The sequence below is a fragment of the Paenibacillus sp. FSL P4-0113 genome, from assembly GCF_038009305.1.
Classification (GTDB): domain Bacteria; phylum Bacillota; class Bacilli; order Paenibacillales; family Paenibacillaceae; genus Paenibacillus; species Paenibacillus polymyxa_D.
Window position 1 is genome coordinate 1,862,339 of the sequence record NZ_JBBPAZ010000001.1, and the last position, 18,900, is coordinate 1,881,238.

General features: G+C 39.4%; 21 protein-coding genes. 2 read left to right on the top strand and 19 right to left on the bottom strand.

The window, feature by feature from the left end; translation table 11 throughout:
* The first annotated feature begins 8 nt into the window (after window positions 1-8).
* On the top strand, window positions 9-557 hold the full coding sequence (locus tag MKX46_RS07800; RefSeq protein ID WP_235307344.1) for a T6SS immunity protein Tdi1 domain-containing protein: 549 nt from the start codon (window positions 9-11) through the stop codon (window positions 555-557).
* 196 nt (window positions 558-753) lie between these two features.
* Window positions 754-1,038: a hypothetical protein gene (locus MKX46_RS07805; RefSeq protein WP_318627467.1), complete on the top strand. Its 285-nt coding sequence runs from the start codon at window positions 754-756 to the stop codon at window positions 1,036-1,038.
* 66 nt (window positions 1,039-1,104) lie between these two features.
* Here MKX46_RS07805 and MKX46_RS07810 read toward each other — a convergent pair whose 3' ends face one another.
* From MKX46_RS07810 to MKX46_RS07900, 19 genes are all read right to left on the bottom strand, one after another.
* Complete coding sequence (locus MKX46_RS07810; RefSeq protein WP_341071082.1) at window positions 1,105-2,724, bottom strand: recombinase family protein; 1,620 nt, start codon at window positions 2,722-2,724, stop codon at window positions 1,105-1,107.
* Between the two features lie 84 nt (window positions 2,725-2,808).
* The gene (locus tag MKX46_RS07815; protein ID WP_341071083.1) at window positions 2,809-2,940 is read right to left on the bottom strand and encodes an SHOCT domain-containing protein; all 132 of its coding nucleotides are present in this window, start codon (window positions 2,938-2,940) and stop codon (window positions 2,809-2,811) included.
* Between the two features lie 62 nt (window positions 2,941-3,002).
* On the bottom strand, window positions 3,003-4,154 hold the full coding sequence (locus MKX46_RS07820) for an Ig-like domain-containing protein (RefSeq protein WP_341071084.1): 1,152 nt from the start codon (window positions 4,152-4,154) through the stop codon (window positions 3,003-3,005).
* Complete coding sequence (locus MKX46_RS07825) at window positions 4,151-4,441, bottom strand: hypothetical protein (protein ID WP_341071085.1); 291 nt, start codon at window positions 4,439-4,441, stop codon at window positions 4,151-4,153. The genes MKX46_RS07820 and MKX46_RS07825 overlap by 4 nt, the downstream gene beginning before the upstream one ends.
* Window positions 4,441-4,752 (bottom strand): phage head-tail connector protein, encoded by a 312-nt coding sequence (locus MKX46_RS07830; RefSeq protein WP_341071086.1) that lies wholly within the window; start codon window positions 4,750-4,752, stop codon window positions 4,441-4,443. Before MKX46_RS07830 ends, MKX46_RS07825 begins: the two co-directional genes overlap by 1 nt.
* Window positions 4,745-4,963 carry a hypothetical protein gene (locus MKX46_RS07835; RefSeq protein WP_341071087.1) on the bottom strand — a complete coding sequence of 73 codons (219 nt, stop codon included), beginning with the start codon at window positions 4,961-4,963 and terminating at the stop codon, window positions 4,745-4,747. Before MKX46_RS07835 ends, MKX46_RS07830 begins: the two co-directional genes overlap by 8 nt.
* A gap of 97 nt (window positions 4,964-5,060) precedes the next feature.
* Window positions 5,061-5,891, bottom strand: coding sequence for a phage major capsid protein (locus MKX46_RS07840; RefSeq protein ID WP_341071088.1), 831 nt, complete (start codon window positions 5,889-5,891; stop codon window positions 5,061-5,063).
* A gap of 31 nt (window positions 5,892-5,922) precedes the next feature.
* Window positions 5,923-6,537: a DUF4355 domain-containing protein gene (locus MKX46_RS07845; protein WP_341071089.1), complete on the bottom strand. Its 615-nt coding sequence runs from the start codon at window positions 6,535-6,537 to the stop codon at window positions 5,923-5,925.
* A 399-nt stretch (window positions 6,538-6,936) separates the two neighbouring features.
* On the bottom strand, window positions 6,937-7,323 hold the full coding sequence (locus MKX46_RS07850) for a hypothetical protein (RefSeq protein ID WP_341071090.1): 387 nt from the start codon (window positions 7,321-7,323) through the stop codon (window positions 6,937-6,939).
* Window positions 7,313-8,620, bottom strand: a complete 1,308-nt coding sequence (locus tag MKX46_RS07855; protein WP_341071091.1) for a phage portal protein — start codon at window positions 8,618-8,620, stop codon at window positions 7,313-7,315. The genes MKX46_RS07850 and MKX46_RS07855 overlap by 11 nt, the downstream gene beginning before the upstream one ends.
* Before the next feature lie 133 nt (window positions 8,621-8,753).
* Entirely contained in the window at window positions 8,754-9,041 is a 288-nt protein-coding gene (locus MKX46_RS07860; protein ID WP_336078129.1) for a hypothetical protein, read from the bottom strand.
* A gap of 130 nt (window positions 9,042-9,171) precedes the next feature.
* On the bottom strand, window positions 9,172-10,020 hold the full coding sequence (locus tag MKX46_RS07865; protein WP_341071092.1) for a copper amine oxidase N-terminal domain-containing protein: 849 nt from the start codon (window positions 10,018-10,020) through the stop codon (window positions 9,172-9,174).
* 146 nt (window positions 10,021-10,166) lie between these two features.
* Complete coding sequence (gene terL, locus MKX46_RS07870; RefSeq protein ID WP_341071093.1) at window positions 10,167-11,717, bottom strand: phage terminase large subunit; 1,551 nt, start codon at window positions 11,715-11,717, stop codon at window positions 10,167-10,169.
* A gap of 175 nt (window positions 11,718-11,892) precedes the next feature.
* Window positions 11,893-12,738 carry a tyrosine-type recombinase/integrase gene (locus tag MKX46_RS07875; protein WP_341071094.1) on the bottom strand — a complete coding sequence of 282 codons (846 nt, stop codon included), beginning with the start codon at window positions 12,736-12,738 and terminating at the stop codon, window positions 11,893-11,895.
* A gap of 166 nt (window positions 12,739-12,904) precedes the next feature.
* Window positions 12,905-13,642 carry a transposase gene (locus MKX46_RS07880; protein WP_341071095.1) on the bottom strand — a complete coding sequence of 246 codons (738 nt, stop codon included), beginning with the start codon at window positions 13,640-13,642 and terminating at the stop codon, window positions 12,905-12,907.
* Window positions 13,643-13,703: 61 nt separating this feature from the next.
* Window positions 13,704-14,357, bottom strand: a complete 654-nt coding sequence (locus MKX46_RS07885) for a hypothetical protein (RefSeq protein ID WP_341071097.1) — start codon at window positions 14,355-14,357, stop codon at window positions 13,704-13,706.
* A gap of 162 nt (window positions 14,358-14,519) precedes the next feature.
* Window positions 14,520-14,681 carry a hypothetical protein gene (locus MKX46_RS07890; RefSeq protein ID WP_167438494.1) on the bottom strand — a complete coding sequence of 54 codons (162 nt, stop codon included), beginning with the start codon at window positions 14,679-14,681 and terminating at the stop codon, window positions 14,520-14,522.
* An 18-nt stretch (window positions 14,682-14,699) separates the two neighbouring features.
* Window positions 14,700-15,971 (bottom strand): site-specific DNA-methyltransferase, encoded by a 1,272-nt coding sequence (locus MKX46_RS07895; protein WP_341071098.1) that lies wholly within the window; start codon window positions 15,969-15,971, stop codon window positions 14,700-14,702.
* 905 nt (window positions 15,972-16,876) lie between these two features.
* Window positions 16,877-18,892 carry a hypothetical protein gene (locus MKX46_RS07900; protein ID WP_341071099.1) on the bottom strand — a complete coding sequence of 672 codons (2,016 nt, stop codon included), beginning with the start codon at window positions 18,890-18,892 and terminating at the stop codon, window positions 16,877-16,879.
* Between the last annotated feature and the right edge of the window lie 8 nt (window positions 18,893-18,900).

Sequence of the window (18,900 nt, forward strand, 5' to 3'; positions counted from 1 at the left end):
AGATCAGGATGGATATTGGAATTTTTAATGATTTTGAGCTACATGAAAAGGCTTCTGAAAAACTGATTAATAAATTTGAAGGTAAAGTACCTGAGCAATTAATAGAAGTTTGGAAACAGTATGGCTTTGGTAGTATCCTAAATGGATATTTAAAAATAGTAAACCCAGATGAATTTCATTCTTTGCTAGAAGAGGTGTATGTGAGAAGCAAAGAGGCTCTGGTTTTATTTACTACTTCCATGGGAGATCTACTTATTTGGGAAGATAATAAATATTTACTTTTACTTAATTTTAGAAGAGGAAAGATGCATGGCATATCATCTGGGTTTGAATTTTTTTTCTCTGACCTAGAGGATGATTCATCCCTACAAAACGATCTAGATTGGCTACCATATCCTGATGCCATTGAAAAATACGGAAAACCAGCATTTGATGAATGCTTTGGTTATGTTCCACTTCTAGGATTAGGCGGTTCCGAAAAGGTAGAAAATCTAGAAAAAGTCAAACTAATTGAGCACATATATTTGATTACCCAATTCACGGGTCTTGTTGAGTAAGAAAATTGCTTTCAAAATTATTATACTCCTAAAGGCTCATTCCAACTTGATTTATAAGGTGGATAAGTCTTTTATCTGTTCAAGATTAGTAACTAAGTAACATAGCAAGCCACTTACTGCACTAAAACAATGACTTGCCATCCCTCCCTATCAGAGTTAACATACACACACTTCAACCACGGGAGGGAAATATGCTATGTCAAATTGGCCAGATTGGTTTCTCGAAGCGTTACGCCAACGTTTTTATCAATTAGAGCTTGCCAGTGAACAAGCTTCATGTTCATCTGAGGAAAAAAACTTATTTACGCAAATGGATCAATTCAAAATGAATCAAAATGAGGATGTTCAGCAACTGCTATCCGAATGGGAAGAAGCTATAGGTTATCAGCTAAGTCAGGACAAGCAATCCATCTATATGGAAGGAGTTAAAGACGGGATTCGATTGATCCTTCCCGTCATACAACCCACAACTATTCGTTAGCTCATTAATCGTTTCAGCCTATGCTTTCTCTAGTCCATAAATTCATTTAACAATGTTCTATTAACCTTAAATGATTTCATCCATGCTCATTCCACTTTTCAAGGTAAAAACAAAATGCGCTGGTGAGAGGATCGTGATCTTCTCCACCAACGCATTAAATAGGTTATCATCAAATTGTTCCAGTATATCTTGCTGTGAGCTTAAAAGCTGAATAATCTCATCGACTCGTTCCTTAATTTTTTCCTTCTGATCCTCTTCCTCCTCTAATATCAGCATCTGTTGCCGTAGCTCGTTTAGCTCACTAGAAAGTCTATTCGTTTCTTCACCATATACAATCTCATCAATCTGATTCCGTAGCTTGAGATTCACTAATTCCTTCAAGTCGGATTTCAATTGTTGCATCTTTCCTTCAATGTCTAATAACTGTTCTTGCCCTACTTTGCTGGAAAGTACCGATACAATATTTCCTTTCAGCGTCTTCATGAATCTTTCCTTGTTCTCATACATCCGGTTAAACAATCGTACAAACGCGGAATGTAAAACTTGTTCATCAACCGATTTGGTATCACATGCTGCTTTCCCTTCATTGACATACGTTTTGCATTGCCATACGACCTTCTTGGATGGGTTATTGCTGTTCCAGGTTCGCCGTTTAAAAATGGTCCCGCAGCATCCACAATATACTTTACTGCTCAGTGCGTATTTGCTGGAGTATCTTTTACTCTCCCCCATGACATTACCTTTTAGCTTGGCGCGTCGTGCCTTCTCTTTTTGTACCGCTTCAAATATTTCCTTGGATACAATCGGCTCGTGGTTATCCTCAATTAAATATTGCTGCTCCTGTCCTTTATTCCTGATTCGTTTGTGAGTCAAAAAATCTACAGTCACCGTCTTTTGCTGAAGCAAGGCTCCGTAATATTTCTCATTCGTTAATATTAATGTAATCGAGGAATCCCACCATCTACTGCCTCCCGCAGCCGTTTTGATGTGATCTCGCATCAATCCTCTAGCAATCGCCTGATAGCTTTTGCCATCCAAATACTCTTCGTAAATTCGCCGTACAATCTCGGCTTCCTTCTCATTAATGACCAATTCACCCTGTTCATCCTTATCATAGCCAAGGAAGCGATTCGTGTTGCAAAAGACTTTGCCGTTTTGGAAGCCACGTAATATTCCCCATCGACTATTTTCCGAAATGTTTCGACTCTCGTCTTGGGCAAGAGAACTCAGGATGGTCAGTAATACTTCACCAGTTGTATCGAGTGTATTAATGTTCTCTCGTTCAAAGAATACAGCCACTCCGAGACTTTTCAGTTCCCGTACATATTTCAATAAATCCAGTGTATTCCTCGCAAATCTCGAAATCGACTTGACCAGAATGAGATCCAGTTTACCATTTCGGGCATCCTGTATCATCCGATTAAAGTGCGTTCTATTTTTGGTGTTGGTTCCACTGATGCCCTCATCTGCGTAAATATCAGCCATTTCCCATTCCAAGTTGTTTTGAATGTGTTGAGTATAGTGATTCACCTGATTGGTATAGCTCTCCTTTTGCTCCTCGGAATCGGTACTGACCCGGCAATAGGCAGCGACTTTCTTCTTTTGAATAGATTGAATTCCCTCTACGATGTCCATCGTTTTAATGGGAACGATCACGACTTTTTTTGCGGTTGCGGCTTGTGCCATAGACGTTTCTCCCTTCGATATCTTCTTTATACGGTCACATGTTATAATGCGTGCGGCACATCATCAAGTCCATTTCTGCCCATGTTATAGGCACTTGAAAGACTTTTTATTAAGCTCATCAATCGCTATGAACTCTTCTTCTGTAATGACATGTTGTGATCTCAATTGTTTTAACAGGCTTAGACTCAGTAGATAATCAATAGATTTTCGTTGCATATGTATGTGCTCCTTTGAAATAAAAATGGCTCACCACAAAGGCAAGCCGATAGATATAAAACTTAGAATAAATTCTTAAGGCTAATGGTCTTTTCTATTGTCATGCTAGGATCGCTTACTAAGGTGGCAGTCAGTACAAGGGCTTTGTTATTCGCCCCACTACTACTTCCAGCTTTTATGGTTACACTATTTCCTGTATTGGCTGTTATGCTCCCCATGATCGGAGTTGAATGATCCTGATTTTGTAGACTCCACCCTACAGACTGGTCAAACACTTCTATTCCATGATCATAAATATGACTAACGTATGAGGCGCTTTGGCCTGTTTTTAGAAATGAATTGCCGGTAATGGTTATCGTATAGAAATGTGTTCCTGTTTCGACAACTCTCATTTCAATGGTACTTAGTACTGTTGGGTGATACGTTAATTTTGCGGTAATGCTTGCTTGTCCCAAAGCGATACCCATCACCTGACCTTGCTGGTCTACACTAATTACACTTGGATCACTAGATATATAGGTAATCGCTGGATTCACCATCTCACTCCCATTATCCGTAGCAGTCACATTCAACTGTATTGTTTTGTTGATCAGCACATGAGCTATCGTCTCCTGATTGATTTGTAATGCGTATGTATGAGCAATCTCATATTTCCAACGGTCAGCTATGTTATGTCCTACATCATCGTAAGCTGTATTTATGCTATCTAATGTGCAGCTTAATTGGATGATGCCATTCATCGTGCAATCCATTCCGACTATTTTAAATGGCTGATGAGTCATATAAAACCGTTGGCTTAATGTAATGCCCCTCGTATCTGCATTGTCCTGTAGACTAACCATAATATTTCCCTCTGGCATGGAGATAACTTTACCTGTTTCCGTTGAAAATGTTCTGGCTTCCACCACAGCATCAAACCATTTCACCTCTCCATTCCAGTTTAGAGCCAGCCGTTGGTTACACTTTTTCATTCTGCCTCGACAAGACTGTTCATTTCGATCCACCTGACTGGTGATCAGATACCGTTCATAACCATAATCCACGATATCTCCTGTATGTAAAGGTGTTGCTGCACGAATAATTTTTTCATCGGTCATTTGAATGGTATTTGTCGCATCCTGAATTAGAGCAAGCTGTCGCATATCCTTGATATGTACAAGCTCTCCCTTCTCTCGTAGAAAGAAATCCAGCATGGGTTCTAAGCTCCGTGTCACTCCTTCACCTCCATTGCAAAATCCTGCTTACAGCGATACAGATATAACTCCATATAATCGCTCCATTCTTTCTTATCCAAAATAATAAAAATATCCTTGCCAATTCGAACATAGCCGTTTAATTGCAATAAGGATTCCATTGGACAGAAAGCTCGATATGTCGTCTCTAGTATGTAACCATCTTCAAATGAAAAGCTTTTACGATTTGGTTGTACATCTGCCGTTACTAACATAACAGAGTTGAAATGAGTAACATCCAAAATCTCCAGCTTTGTATCATAGAACATTAATCTGTTCCGACCTTGATTTTAGGTAGAGGAAGAGCCAATCGAATACTTGTCGGAATGCCTGTTTCATAGGTAGCAGATCGCTCTCCCTCCTGTTTATCTATTAGACCAACCGAATCCCGATTTTTATAGAGATACACCGCATAATCGACCATAACATCATCATATTCCACTGGTAGTGTTGAAACATTACAATAGCCATAAATGTTACTCCTCGCTTTATTCAAATAATGGATCAGGATATCATCCTTAGATATGTCTGTTGGTTCCATGCCTAATAATCGTTTCATCAAATCCATTAGCTCACTCATTTGCTATCTCCTGTTCCTCCTTTACCTGTGCCTTCTCGGTACGCTTCATGCTCTTGGTAGCTTGTACTTTCGTTTGGGCTGCTTCTTGCTTAGTCTCATCTGGTTGAGATTCCTCCACTTGCTCATAATGCCCACTAGCCTGTAACCGCAGCATTAACTCCTGATCTGTTACTTCCCATGTGCAGTCTGTTTCCTGATTCAAAAACCACATCTTATCACCCTCCAAAAATGAAAATAAGGGCATCCAAAGCAGACACCCTAAACGTGTTTCTTCTATTATAATGTGTTTGCATATCATCCACTTTCAATTAAGACTTATTGGCTGTGAGTACAGCGAGAGCTTCCGGCTTGATACATTTAGCTCCGAATACTTGTAATCCTTTCACTGCATCTGAAAATTGTTTCTCTGGTCTGAAGGCTTCCACCGAATCCACTTGTCCGGCAAACGAAATGGCACTCTTATGACCTGCAATAATTTTATACTTGGCTCCTGCTGTGTTCGGCACATTGTTTGATTTATAAACGGTCATGCCATCAATATCTCCTACATAGCCTGTGCGGATGATATTTGGGTCTTTGGTAAAACGTGCATCTTTCAGCAGCAAGCCATAGTACCATGCGGGAACCACCACAAATCGTTCCGTTTCAGGTACATTATTTTCGTCCAATAGTACGCCTAGATCAATCAGTAAATCATAGGCCGTATCTTTCGTTGGAGTTATAGGTGTTGTATCATTACCGATTGTATTCTCAGCTCTAACCTCAGTATAAAATCCAGCGAGATACTGATCCACCACATTAGCAAGCCCATACGAAGCTTCTACGATCCCACCATCCAGTAGATTCACATTCGCTTGAGCAGCATCCACATCATCCACTTGAAAATTGAAATACTTCGCCTGATCGATCACCAGCGTCTTTTGCGTAGCATCCAGTTCCTGTGGATTCCCGATTCCTGCAACTTTGTCATAGTTGCCAATCGTTATTGCCCCAATCGAATTTATTTTCACGGTGGAACCTTGACCTTGAATTTCCCCTTCGTAATCGGTGTTGACCACTTTCCCATACACCAGATTCTTCTTCAAGCTTTCATTTAAACGTGCGCTCCAAATGGTAGGAATAAAATTTTGTACTGACATATCTAATCACCCTGTCCTTTTCTATTGATTATTATTTGTTTTGTAATGCTTGTTTGACTTGATCCCAATGCTGATTAATCTCGTTTTGGGACATTCCTTTGATCGAATCCAATGTAAATGTGCTACCTGTTGAACCAGCCGGAGGTGTATAGCCATCTCCTTTGAGTCGTTGCTCGACTTGCTGTTGAATTGCCAGTTGTAACGATTGTTCCAACATATCTAAATTCGCTGTCGTTGCGTCTTCATCTGTACCAATAAAAAAATCCACTAACGGGAGTGGAAGTTTCTTTTCGGATGCAATTTTAATCGCTTGGCTGGTTAACCGTTCACGCTGCTTCTCTAGCTTCATATTCTCCACTTCGGCTCGCAGCTTCTCGACTTCAATTTCTTTCTCATCCTTAGCTGGGAATCGCTTCTTGATCTCAGCGTCCACTGCACTTTCCAGATGATTGGCTCTCCACGTTTCCAGCGATTTAGCGGATCGCTTGTCTACCGTGTTATCGAGCCAACTTTTTGCTTCCTTGTTGGATTGGATATATCGCTCTATCCCTTCTACACTATACGGATTCAAACTCTGAAGAAACGTTTTCCATTCCTCATTCGTTTGGTTTTCTTCGATCAACTGCTTCACTTGTTCTAATTTCATTTTCGTTAATCTCCTTTATTGCCCATCCGACTCCTCAGAACCAAACACGCTTATGTATGGAGCCTTTTAATGTCATGCTCAGGACAGCAATGTAACGCTTTAGAAATAACAAAAACGAGGAAAAGGTACAAACATACCAACTCCCCACTTTTGCCTGTTTTTCATCCTTTGTTTATGCGTATTTTGGATAGCCTAAAGCGTTACATCCACCCTATTGCTTACCTAAACCTCAGAAACGTATATGTATGCTGAAACTGTATCATATTGAATATCATGTTCAAGACAATCATGTAACGCATTAGAAAACGCAAAAGTGACGAAAAGGTACAAGCATACCAACTCCTCATTTCCGCCTATTTTTAACCCTTTGTTTATATGACTTTTTCAACCTCTAAAGCGTTACATCGAGCTGTCTTTTTGTCTGAACTTCCGAACACGCATCCTGATACTTTCTTTTCTCGCCCTACCTCTACACTTGTCACAGTATTTCTGCCGATTCGAATTTGCCGAAAATGTTCCTCCACAACGTGTACAGTTCACCCTCGGTTTTGCTGTATTAAACCCAACCTCTACATTCCGATCAGACTTATATTCTCGCTCCAGCTTCTCATCCATTGGCAGCACTCCATTTTCAAAATATGTACAACGGGGCAGACCATCATCTTGAGCAAAAAATACACATGGGCCATCCTGTAAACAGCAATAGTTTTGAATACCGTGCTTTGCTCCGAGATAACAAGCACAATTATTCTTCACCAGTCGCTTGATGCTATTTTTATTCTGCATTTGAGATCTCCTTATCCGTAGCAATTAATCGTTGCTGCTCCGAATGAAATTTATTGAATTCCAGTTTCGGATTCTCTACAAACGGAAGCAACGTCAGCAATGTTTCCTGTGAGACCACTTCTTTCAGTTTCACAATCACATCTGCCATCCCAACCAAATCTGTCGGCAAGTTGCGAGTAAACTTAACCGCAATATCCCGGTAATCATATTGAACGCCTTCTTTAATTTGCAGGAACGTGAAGAAATTCCGTAATCGCTGCTTGATTGTCTTTTCCATTAAGGCTTCACGCATTGCTACTCGATTCTCTAAATTCAGCAACTTATTTCGTAGAGCTAAGGAAGATGTATTACTGGCCCAGTTTTCATTGAAATTAACCTGATCCATCATGTCGAAAATTTTGCGTTCGATGTTATCCAATTCATTCTTCACAAAGGAATCGTTAATCTCTTTCGTAAGCCAACTTACCTTCCCACCAGCGGGAACCTGAATAATACCCATCTTCTTCATATTCAATAAGTCCTCTGCTTCCAGTTTGGCATTCTCAATCACCAGGTAGGCATTGCGGTGATCTGCAATTTCATTGACCAAATCGGAATTCAATGCGTTATAGGCATCAAATAAAGAAATCACATCATGGAAGCCACTTTTTCTCTCCGTATTGGCTAGACAGGAGATGAGCGGTACTCTTCCAAAGATGTGATTATGTTTGCCGATATATTTTAATTCAGATATTTGGTTCGACCTACTCCGATTGTGTTTGTCGTCGTTGCCGATTGTATAGTGTAGAATTTCATGATCAGTATACACGTCCAAGTACACTTCCTTATTAAATCGCCGGGTAAATTTATGTAGACCAAGTAATACATTTTGTTCTGCTGTTCCATCTTCCAGTACATAGGCATTCAAAGGGGATAGCACCGTCGCTGAAAACTGGCCATCCGAATCAATATAATTCAACTCAAAGCTCTCTCCAAAGATTTCGGATTGTTTTCGAAGCTGTAGATTATGCTCCTTATCCCAATGACTCATATGTACATCGATATTATGTATGGCTTCATCCTGATCTGACTTGGACACATAGTTCACTGGCTTACCGAGCAGGTAGCCAACTTCATTATCCACGAACTTACGTGGGAAATTGAAAATGAGCTTTTGATTGCTTCGGCTTTCTTGCATCGCATAGTTCTTGAGAATAGCATGCTGACCATTATAGTAATCTGCATATTTCTGTTTAACTAATGTAATCGAGTGGAGTTCATTTAGACACTTTAATACGATTTGTTCCGTAATTTGCAAATACATGCTTCCTTTCAAAATAGGTTAAGTAATTGTTGCTTGAATAAAGAAAAGAACCACCTTTACTGGGTAGTTCCTTGTTGAATTAACGTGTCCCCGTTAGTTGAATTTCCTTTCACCGTTGATACTCTGCTTAAGTGAAGTATGGGAAGTGATCGCGCATAAAATGAGTTAACGCATCCTTCAAATTTCTATGCTGTTTCTTATATTGGAACAAGATGGCCAAGGTAAGGACAGTTTCATAGTCCTCGATAGTAATAGTCCAGAACGGTGGTTCCTCAGGGTTATAACTAAATTCACTAACGATGCCATATGCTACACCTAGCTTGTCAATCCTCTCGTGTAGGATCTGATAGATCTCACCACTCAATTGATGAATATCACTCTGTTCCAGAGCCTTCTCCTCATTCCAGCCGTCCATAGAATATTAACCTCCTTACATACCCGTGATTAAGCCAAACGGGGACTATAACAAGCATCTATTGGCATCGATATACTATTACAAGCTCGTCAACTATCGTTTCCAATTAGTGTAATAAGAAAAAATCACTTTATACAACTGTATTACTTATAACCTTCATAAAACCGTTCTTTTCAGCGGTATAAATTAACTCTTCAATGGATCGATTTGCGGTATCGCTAAATAAGTACCACTCATCTTTAGATACGTCATGAATCAAAATCTCTGGGTATCCTGTTAAAGGTTCAGATGGAAAAGAACGAAATAAAGAATAAACATCAAAACGAACTAAGCTGTTCCCTTTTGGGTCTAGAAAATCATATTGTGCATTTTTATAATAGGACCCAAGTGTGTCACTAGTACCTCTCCAAGAGTAGTCTGCAGGTGCTTCGACCTTTTTACCTTTGTTTTTTACAAAAATATTATAGATCGTTTTGTTATATGCATTTCCATTAATCTGCTGAACTACGCCGCCCAAAGTCATATGGTATTCATGTTGTAATGCTTTTACTTGTACACCATCTATAAACAATGGCTCAGTATTAACAGCTACTGCAAAGTTGCTGTAATTGACATTGCATCCAAACGTCTCTGCAATAAAACGAAGTGGAACAAATATGCGCTTATTTTTCATGTATGGTTTTACATCAAGCAGCATCTTTTTACCGTTCTTCTCCGCTGTACTACTGTTCAGTGTTAACATTACTTTCATATCGCTTTTAGTGAGAATAACCTTTGAATTGGACCATTCGACCCTAGCTCCCAAATTTTCACTAATGACACGTAGAGGTATCATTGTACGTTTGTTCTTAATTTCGGGCTTCACATCGGATGCAATAGCAACACCATCAACTTTGATTTGACTTTCTGCTGCATAAGTAGTTGACGATGGAATAAATAAAAAGATTACAAGAAAAAACCCAAAGAATGCTTTTTTCATAAATGATAGCTCCCTTTTTGGTTAAATTTGTTGCACAGTAACTCCCCTCCATATTTAGACGCTATTGGATAAAATTTGTTGCGTTTTCCTACTCGTTAGCTTACCGAGGTCGGATCAAAATAATGAATGAATATCTAGCAGAAGCTTCAAAATAACAAGCTGCGATCATAAAATTTTAGACTCTTGACCGACTGAATCAATTGGACAGCCCCATATAAACTGTCTGGCGCGTCATCATATGTACAATTGCGATTGTAGTCCTTCACCTGATGATTGTATCTGAGGTTATCTTCATTGAACAGAATATGTCCCTTCTTGATTTCCGGTTCCAAGCTAATAATACGTTCATGCTTCTGCCCTTTTGAATGCACACTTTCTACAGGTGTATGTATCTTCGCTTTCCATAACTCTTCTTCAAATTTCTGCTTCATATAGCTTTGTGCTTGATTCACTTCAAAACCCAGTTTATCTACAGGGTAAAGCTTCAATTTTTCAATGGCTACTTGAAACAAATCATCCGGCAACAGTTTATAGATATTGCCATCGATCACATACATCTGCTTTGTTTTGCGATGCTGTCCAATAATCGAAATGGCCGAATAGTCATTCTTCTTTCCGGCTTTAATCGCTGGATCAATATACATCGCCATTTCCATATCCTCAAACTCAGGCAACCTGTCCCAATTCATGAGATTCTGAAATATGTACTCATCGGTCGAGCGCGGATCATTTTGTAACTCTTTATAGAAACTCTTTTCACCCATCGCTTGCTTTTTGCACATCAAATAATAATAGTCCAAATACTCGTTCCATAGAATTTTCGTACCCTCCAGCATTTCCTCCTCATTCGCCATAAAAAAAGACAAGGCAGTATTGATCCTGTCCTCGTCTTGCAAGTTATTATACATTCGTTCCCACTCTGACCACAGATCATCTCGTTCTGAAAATTGAAGCACGGCTGCTTTACGGACACTTCGCACACCTGGGATTTTACCTTTGAGCAGATCGGCCATAATATCTTCTTCATTCAAAATCGTTCCGCAGATCAGAATATTCGTATTCCTTGTCCCAATAGGCAGAATGACATCCGTAAACGTATTTTTAATTTGTTCTCGTTTAGCTTCGGATCGAGCCGTATCCTCCTTGAGCAAATCATCCATTAGAACCAAGGTAGGACGATGATGCTTATAGTGAATTCCTCTCAAGCTACCGTCAATCCCACGAATCATAATGCAAGAATCCAGTCCACCTTTACTCTTGAGCCATATTTCATTGTTGTTCCAGCGGCTCCCTTTACGAATCCCAAAATCCTCAATCAGCATCTGATTGGTTTCCAGCTCATCTTTGATCATATCGAGGAATGGAAGAGCAATTTGTTCTGTGGCAGATATAATCAATGTAAACTGTGATTTATCATATAAAGTAGCATACAACGGAAATAAAAAGGAACTGATCGTGGACTTTCCATGCTCTCTAGGGAGGCCGAAAGCCGTAATCAGTCCTGTATTCGCAAGCATATGTCTTAATTCCGAAAATAACTCTTTGTGAAACTGTCCAAACGCTCGATCAAAATATTTAGGAAAATAGGCCAATGCAAAAAATTCAATGTCCATCTCACCGATAAGCTTTCTTAGTTCAGAGAAAGAGAACGTTTCGATCAGTTGTTTCATTTTGGGCGGCTTGAAATGCTTCTCCATATACTGCTTAAGCAATTCGGTTTGGCGTTGTTGTTCTTGGTTTATCGTTTCAATTGTTGTGGCTCCTTTCTCATATTCACTATAAAATCATCACAAAAATTTCTGCTCCCTTTGCTGGCGGCTCCGTTTATCTACATAGAAGAACCCCTCCATCCACGACAAAAAGAGTGGCTTCTCACCACTCGATATTTGCTAAGGCTTCAGCCATATCCTGCTGCGTTGTTAAGGTATAGATATTGGTAGTTGCTACGTGGTCATGTCCAAGGATTTGCTGGATGGTCGTCAATGGAGTCGTTTTTACCAGCTTATAGCCAAGTGTATGTCTGAGCATATGTGGCGTGACCTTCACGTTGATTCTATCTCCGTATTTGTTCAGGATCAGGTTAATCGCATTTCGTTCCAATGCTCCACGCTGACCAATACATAGATATTCTGATTCCACTTGTGGCCTGACTTCGAGATATCGGGTAATGGCTTTTCGCACTTCCTTATTTAATGGAATGGTGCGGAAGGAGTTTCCTTTGCCAAATACCTTCAATAATCCTTTGCGTTCACTTATTTCAATATCCTTCAGCTTGATGCCAACCAATTCGCTTACTCGTATCCCTGTTCCCAGCAACAATTCAATCATACAGATATGGATTCGATTGCCCATCCGGTGAATTTCATTCCGCAGCTTCCACAAATCCTTTTCCGCTAACCCTTTGTATTGGTGAACAACCTTGTTCCTGACCGCTTCGATATGTATTTCTTCCTTAATATTTCCTTGCTGGTACATCCACCGGGAAAATACGTTGATACTAGCGATCTTACGATTGATGGTCAGTATCGCTTGGTTGGTGCTTTGCAGATATTTCTTGTATTCTACGCCATCCAGTTCAATCCACTGATCCAGTCCATATTCCGTTTTCCTTTGATACCAAGCTGTGAACTGCAACACGTCCCGGATGTAGCACGAAACTGTGTTCTTGCTTCGATCCTTGCTCCGTAGATATGCTTCAAACCCTTGAATATACTCCATCTTTGCCCCCACCTTTCCGCTCGTGTGTCACATCATACCGTTGATGTGGGGCAAAGTCCACTGATTACATAACTTATCTTATGCACTGAATTTGGGCCATTTACAGGCTATATCAGGGCTGAAACTGGCGTTTATCTATACAAATACTGACTGCATAACGTTATGGCTACAAGTCATCTGACTCTACGTATCCTTCCTCAATATCCACTGATTCCTCAATAGCTTCATAATCGGCATCCACTACATCGGCTTCGATCATATCTAGAAATAGCTGCTTCCGCTCCTGTTCCAATGCCTTCGTATTCACCACCAGCTCACGTCGATCATTCCACTCATTTGGTGCGCGGTTCTTTAAGTAGAAGATCATCGCTGTCGGATTGGGAGGCTGATATCGTTTCACTTTCTCAATGCGCGTCTTCTTTTTTCCATTTTTGTCCTCTTCAATAATCGTTTTTATTTCTTCATATTCATATCCTGTAGCTGCTTTTAAAAGTGAATTTTCCACGTGGGATATGGGGACAGATTTGCTCCATTTGACTAGTTCAGCCAGCATCGGATGTTTATCAATATACTCGTACCAAGTCGTTTTACCTATATCGAGTTTCCTGATAATGTCCTCCGCGTTCATACCTTCTTCAAACCATACTTGGATTTCCGCAAGTCTAGGATATACATGTGTTTCCCACTTGGTTGGACGTTCCAATGCTTCCGCAAATTTAGGATGCTTCCTTCGGTAATCGCCTAATGTCCAAATATGAATATTTAATCGCTTAGCAATCTCCTCATCTGTTGCTCCTTCACGTACCCAAACAGGAATATCCCTGAGCCTTGGCACAACAAATTGATCATATTTGGTCAGTATTTTAGGTTTATTTCTTTTTGGATTGTTACTATTCTTACTCATTAACTCACCTCCATCACGAAAAAAAGCCTATGCGAATGTGCATAGACTTCTGTTTTTAAGGTTACCATTCCTTAGCAGGCTGCATCTCTGGGAATTTCCGTTGATACGTTTTAAATAACACATACTTTTGTAAACCTTTGGATTGATGCAAGGCTTGTTGTGCTAGTTCAATGGCATCTGCATAATGATTTGATTTCAACTCCAATTCGGAAAGAAGCGCGTTTTTCATCCATGGCGTTGGAATCTCATGAATGATTTTGAGAGCTTCCGTATTATTTCCTTCTTCTATACACACGATAGCTCGATAGTAATTTTTATATGCAGGTGGTTTGATCAATTCGATTTCTTCTTTAACCGTCAGAATTTCTTTTTTATAGAAAGCAAAAACGGTTTTATATAACGCTTGTTTGTGAATTCCCTTATACTTATGGAGCAATAGTCGGATTGAGTCTTCTACTTCTTCATCGATTTCATGGGCTAGAGCATAAAATAGATGGTATTCTGGCTTACTCTTTCGCGACAGTAAAAACTTTTCAATTCTCTTCAAATTAGAATCCCATAATACAGTAAAAAGAATAGGCATATATAGTATCAAAAACATCAGGATGAAAATGATTATAAAAGCTAACGCATTATTGATGTGTAAACGATCCACAATCATCCACATGACAATGACAAATACAAATGTGACAAGATTTCTTATATTCCAGATCATCTAGCTCCCCTTTTCATGCTGTTGAACATGTTGATTTATCTTATCAGATTTAATTCAACAAATTTGAATGTAATTCCTTCTTTTCCCTATAAGTAGTAACTATATCGCCGACATCAAAAAAAGAGAACAGACTATGATAGCCCATTCCCCATATGTATCAGCTTACCCTTCCAATTCAGCCTCGTAAAACAACTCGATATCCTCAATCACCTTTTGAATCAACTCGTTATCCTCTTGAGCCTCCTCAGCCCCTAGCACATTTACCTTTTCGGCTTGCATGCCCTTTAGGAACCGAATCACCATATTCACTTTTGCCTTACCCAATTCAATCACCCTTTCGGTTTAGTCAGCACATGATACCTCTGACCTTGCCGACTCAGCAACAACTTCATGATAACCATACTGATTACCATCTCGAACCAGATACACGCCGCTATAATCGCCAACATGGGCAATATATCGCTTCACAATCACATCAACATATTTAGGATCAAGCTCACTCGTATAGCAAATCCGATCCGTTTCCTCACAAGCAATCAACGTTGAACCTGAACCACCAAATGGATCAAACACAATATCACCAAACTTGCTCGAATTTTTAATCGGGTAGCTAATCAGGGGAATCGGCTTCATCGTGGGATGATATTCATTCCGAAAGGGGCGATCAAATTGCCACAATGTCGTTTGCTTACGATCACTGTTCCAATAGTGTCCTCCTGTTGGCTTCCAACCGTACAATACAGGTTCGTGCATCCAGTGATAATCTTGTCTACCCATTACCATCGCTTGTTTGGCCCATATACAGCATTGTGCTAGTTTGAATCCAGCTTCGATAAATGCCTTCCTAAAATTCAAACCTTCACTATCTGCGTGGAACACATAAATACTTGCTCCATCATCAGCTACTTCAAACATTTGAGTATAGGCTGCCAATAGGAAATCATAAAACTGGTCGTCATCCATCTTGTCGTTCTCAATTTTCAAAGCATCCTTGGTCTTACCTGTATAGTCCACATTATAAGGTGGATCAGTCACAATGAGCTGAGCCTTCTTCCCATCCATCAACATTGAAACGATATCCTGCGGATTAGTCGAGTCACCGCATATGAGCCTATGCTTCCCAAGTAGCCAAATGTCGCCTTTTCGAGTTATTGGATGTTCAGGTAATGCTTCTTCTAAATCAAAATCATCCTCATCATCGGCTGTTTCTTCATGTAGCGTATCCAACAACTTCTCCGCTTCAGACCAATCAAAGCCGGTTAGCTCAATATTATAATCTGCTTCTTTCAACTCATCTAATAATGCAGCCAATGCTTCAAAGTCCCACTCCCCTGTAATTTTGTTAAGCGCTATGTTCAGGGCTTTCTCTTTCGACTTATTCACATCGACTATGACGCAATCGACTTCATCGTATCCGAGTGCCTTCAACACTTTGGCACGTTGGTGGCCTCCTACAATGGTATAATCACTATTACAAATAATTGGTTCACAATAACCGAATTCGACGACACTATTCCTGATCTTTTCAAACTCTGGATCACCCGCTTTTAAATCCTTCCTTGGATTATATTCGGCATGTACCAGTTGATCAATCTTCAATTTCATCCATTTCATTTATAGAATTTGCTCCTTTTCTGTAAATCCATAATTCTCAATACTCCTATTTATGGAAGGTATCAGCATTTCTACGTTTTCGAATTTGCTTTCCGATCCAGCTCATTCCCCTTTCCACACTGACTTTTGAAAACTGAATCGTCCAAATCAAGCCACAAAGCATACTTACCGAAGCGAAAGCGCGTATGATTTCTATGACTAATGCTTGTAACATTAATAGCATTTATATTTCTCCTCTCTAAATGAAAAAGGAACCCTAGCTCGTAGCCAGAGTTCCCGTGTTATGATTCTATAATTGTAAATCTGCTCATTGTGTCACGTGACACATTTCAAATTTGTAAGCTTAAGCAACTAATCTGTGTGGTTTAAAATTTCGCAAATACCAATCCATATTCAGCAAGATCAATTTCAGTATAAAACAGCCAAATTTTAAAAATAGGCAACATGACTACAAATGAATAAGTGTCTTGGGTATGAGGTAAACATCATTTCTCCATTTCTCATTTCATTCTTTCTAAGTTTAGGCTATATCAATGGACTGACCCCAGTTTCCCCTATAGATAGAAAAGTAGGGTCACGTCAACCTGTCATGTTAAAAAAAATAAAATGAAGACAGCCAACTATTGTTGGATGGCTACGGAAAGAAATAATTTGTTTACAAATTTTTGTTGACGGTTTCTTTTGACCTTAACGTTTGTACCCATATAAGGGGAAACTCTCTCACCATCTCGATAAAAACCACTTCGCTACGCTTCGTAAACGGTATTCATCGACCTGCCGCCGTTTCCCTCTTGCCTTCGGCAATTCACCCTTCGCGGCTCATTTTGGACACTTTATTTGCAAATTTATCATAAGAGGAAGAAATCTTCCCTTATTATTAGGGAGAAAATCTTCCTTTGGAACTGTTACAATAGTTTACGATAATGCTCGCTAACCACGTGATCGGTGAATGCATCTTGATCCACTAGCATAAATAACCAATATTGTCGTCCAACTTTTGAGGTTTTTACAAATAGCAATATATTATGATTCTTTAACTCACTCAAAATGAATTGCTTTCTATTTCCCTTCCAATTATCTCTAAACCACTGATATAGTGCTTTTCCACCTATTTCCTTAGCGGTAAGCTTGATATTCTTCTTGCCCACCATGAGCTTAACCATTTCGATCATTTTCTTGGAACAAGCTTTCTTAAATCGAAGTTCATTATGTAGTTGATGCATATGGACTCGTTCATCCGGCAATCTAAATTCCTGTTGCATCAGTGTTAACCATTCTGTCCGTTTCGAGTACATTACAATATCCACTTCTTCGGTTAAATTTACATTGCGTAAGGATGTCCTATGAATAATTTGCGAGAGATTAGCCAGCACATCTTCTATATATAGTTTTTGTATTCTCTCATCCGTAAACCAGTTTCCTTTATTTCGATTCTCATTTAAGGATATATCGATGTCTACACCATACATGGCTACAGCAATTTCCCTATAATGCCTAGGTGGGCGAATGGGAACACCAAACAAGGCCATCGCATTAAAGCTAGAAAAATCATTATTACCTACCACATTAAAAAGATGTTTCCTCATATCATCATCTGACTTCTGCTTGATTGTGAAAAATTGCTTGAGCTGTTCGTCCGTAATTACACCCTCAGCGTGATAAAATGCGATATCATCCTGTTTAGGTAATGCAATCATTTTGAAACTTGGGCGTTTTTCTTGTAGTTTACTTTGTATCTCCAAGAAATCTCCTGCTATTGCTTCCTTGACTTCTTTTAGTTCACGGTAAGATAATGTTGTGGATGTATTTATATTTTTCCATCGAATATTCAACCGCTCAGCATATCGATGAACATTTGTCATGGGGATCAGTTCAAATCCAGAACGTTCATATATACTTTGGCTGATATGTGCTGTCCCATCCAAAATCAGTATATGGGTATGTAAACGGCCATAGTCTAGCCACTCTGAGCAAATAATAGCTTGCTTATTCGTTCGTTCTATACATCCAACATGATCCTTTGAATACATCTTCATAAACCACGTGTATCTTCTCATATCCTCAAGTTCACCTTTAGCATCAGCCAATTTAGCCAGGATGGTATTGAAGAACCGTTCTCTTTCTGAGCCTTCAATAAACCGATTCAATCGTAACGTTGAGTGGGAAGTTACATTGTCCTTTAATTCCAAGTTGATCAACTCACTCAGGATATCTCTAGCTTCCTTAAATTCGCGATTACTTAAATGAATACGATCTGCCAAATGCTCAAACCAGTCAAATGAATTGTCTTTACTGCCAATATCCCAGACACAACTATCGTAGTAAATAGGCATCTCGTCTATGATCACCAATCGTTTCCACTTATGTACTTCTTTTTGTCGGGCATCATCTTTCGTATTCTTAGCTCGCTGCGGGTAATATAATAAATAGTTATTTATGTGCTCATCATCTAACATCAAATCTCGAAGTCTCTGCTGAGGAATACATAAAATTTGATATTTCCTCATGGTATCTATCACTTTATGAATCTCATCCGAATTGACATATGCAATAGCGTCTGGTATTTCATGTTGCTTGGCAAATTCAGAGACATCCTTATATACATTATTCTTCATCGTGTCGTTATTATTAAACACAAGCAATAGCGGATACTTATTTTCAAGTTGATTTGAAGCATTTTTCTGTAATAGACTCTTGCATAGAACATTTAATGCTGTACTTTTCCCTGTACCGGGAGCAGAATTAACTACCCATGACAAATAGGATTCTTCACGTTCAGATTCATCCATATTCATTTGAAATCCCTTATGTATAAAACTTGATGATGCATGATATGTTTCCATAAACGCCTCTTCGTGGAGACTGTTCATATGCGAATGAGAAATATAAGCTTCCAGATCGCTCCATTGATTCACTGCCAAATTAGATT

Coding starts and splice junctions, on each gene's coding strand:
- MKX46_RS07800 (WP_235307344.1), top strand. CDS start 9: ATGGATATTGGAATTTTTAATGATTTTGAGCTACATGAAAAGGCTTCT.
- MKX46_RS07805 (WP_318627467.1), top strand. CDS start 754: ATGTCAAATTGGCCAGATTGGTTTCTCGAAGCGTTACGCCAACGTTTT.
- MKX46_RS07810 (WP_341071082.1), bottom strand. CDS start 2,724: ATGGCACAAGCCGCAACCGCAAAAAAAGTCGTGATCGTTCCCATTAAA.
- MKX46_RS07815 (WP_341071083.1), bottom strand. CDS start 2,940: ATGCAACGAAAATCTATTGATTATCTACTGAGTCTAAGCCTGTTAAAA.
- MKX46_RS07825 (WP_341071085.1), bottom strand. CDS start 4,441: ATGTTCTATGATACAAAGCTGGAGATTTTGGATGTTACTCATTTCAAC.
- MKX46_RS07830 (WP_341071086.1), bottom strand. CDS start 4,752: ATGAGTGAGCTAATGGATTTGATGAAACGATTATTAGGCATGGAACCA.
- MKX46_RS07835 (WP_341071087.1), bottom strand. CDS start 4,963: ATGTGGTTTTTGAATCAGGAAACAGACTGCACATGGGAAGTAACAGAT.
- MKX46_RS07840 (WP_341071088.1), bottom strand. CDS start 5,891: ATGTCAGTACAAAATTTTATTCCTACCATTTGGAGCGCACGTTTAAAT.
- MKX46_RS07845 (WP_341071089.1), bottom strand. CDS start 6,537: ATGAAATTAGAACAAGTGAAGCAGTTGATCGAAGAAAACCAAACGAAT.
- MKX46_RS07850 (WP_341071090.1), bottom strand. CDS start 7,323: ATGCAGAATAAAAATAGCATCAAGCGACTGGTGAAGAATAATTGTGCT.
- MKX46_RS07860 (WP_336078129.1), bottom strand. CDS start 9,041: ATGGACGGCTGGAATGAGGAGAAGGCTCTGGAACAGAGTGATATTCAT.
- MKX46_RS07865 (WP_341071092.1), bottom strand. CDS start 10,020: ATGAAAAAAGCATTCTTTGGGTTTTTTCTTGTAATCTTTTTATTTATT.
- terL (WP_341071093.1), bottom strand. CDS start 11,717: ATGGAGAAGCATTTCAAGCCGCCCAAAATGAAACAACTGATCGAAACG.
- MKX46_RS07875 (WP_341071094.1), bottom strand. CDS start 12,738: ATGGAGTATATTCAAGGGTTTGAAGCATATCTACGGAGCAAGGATCGA.
- MKX46_RS07880 (WP_341071095.1), bottom strand. CDS start 13,642: ATGAGTAAGAATAGTAACAATCCAAAAAGAAATAAACCTAAAATACTG.
- MKX46_RS07885 (WP_341071097.1), bottom strand. CDS start 14,357: ATGATCTGGAATATAAGAAATCTTGTCACATTTGTATTTGTCATTGTC.
- MKX46_RS07895 (WP_341071098.1), bottom strand. CDS start 15,971: ATGAAATGGATGAAATTGAAGATTGATCAACTGGTACATGCCGAATAT.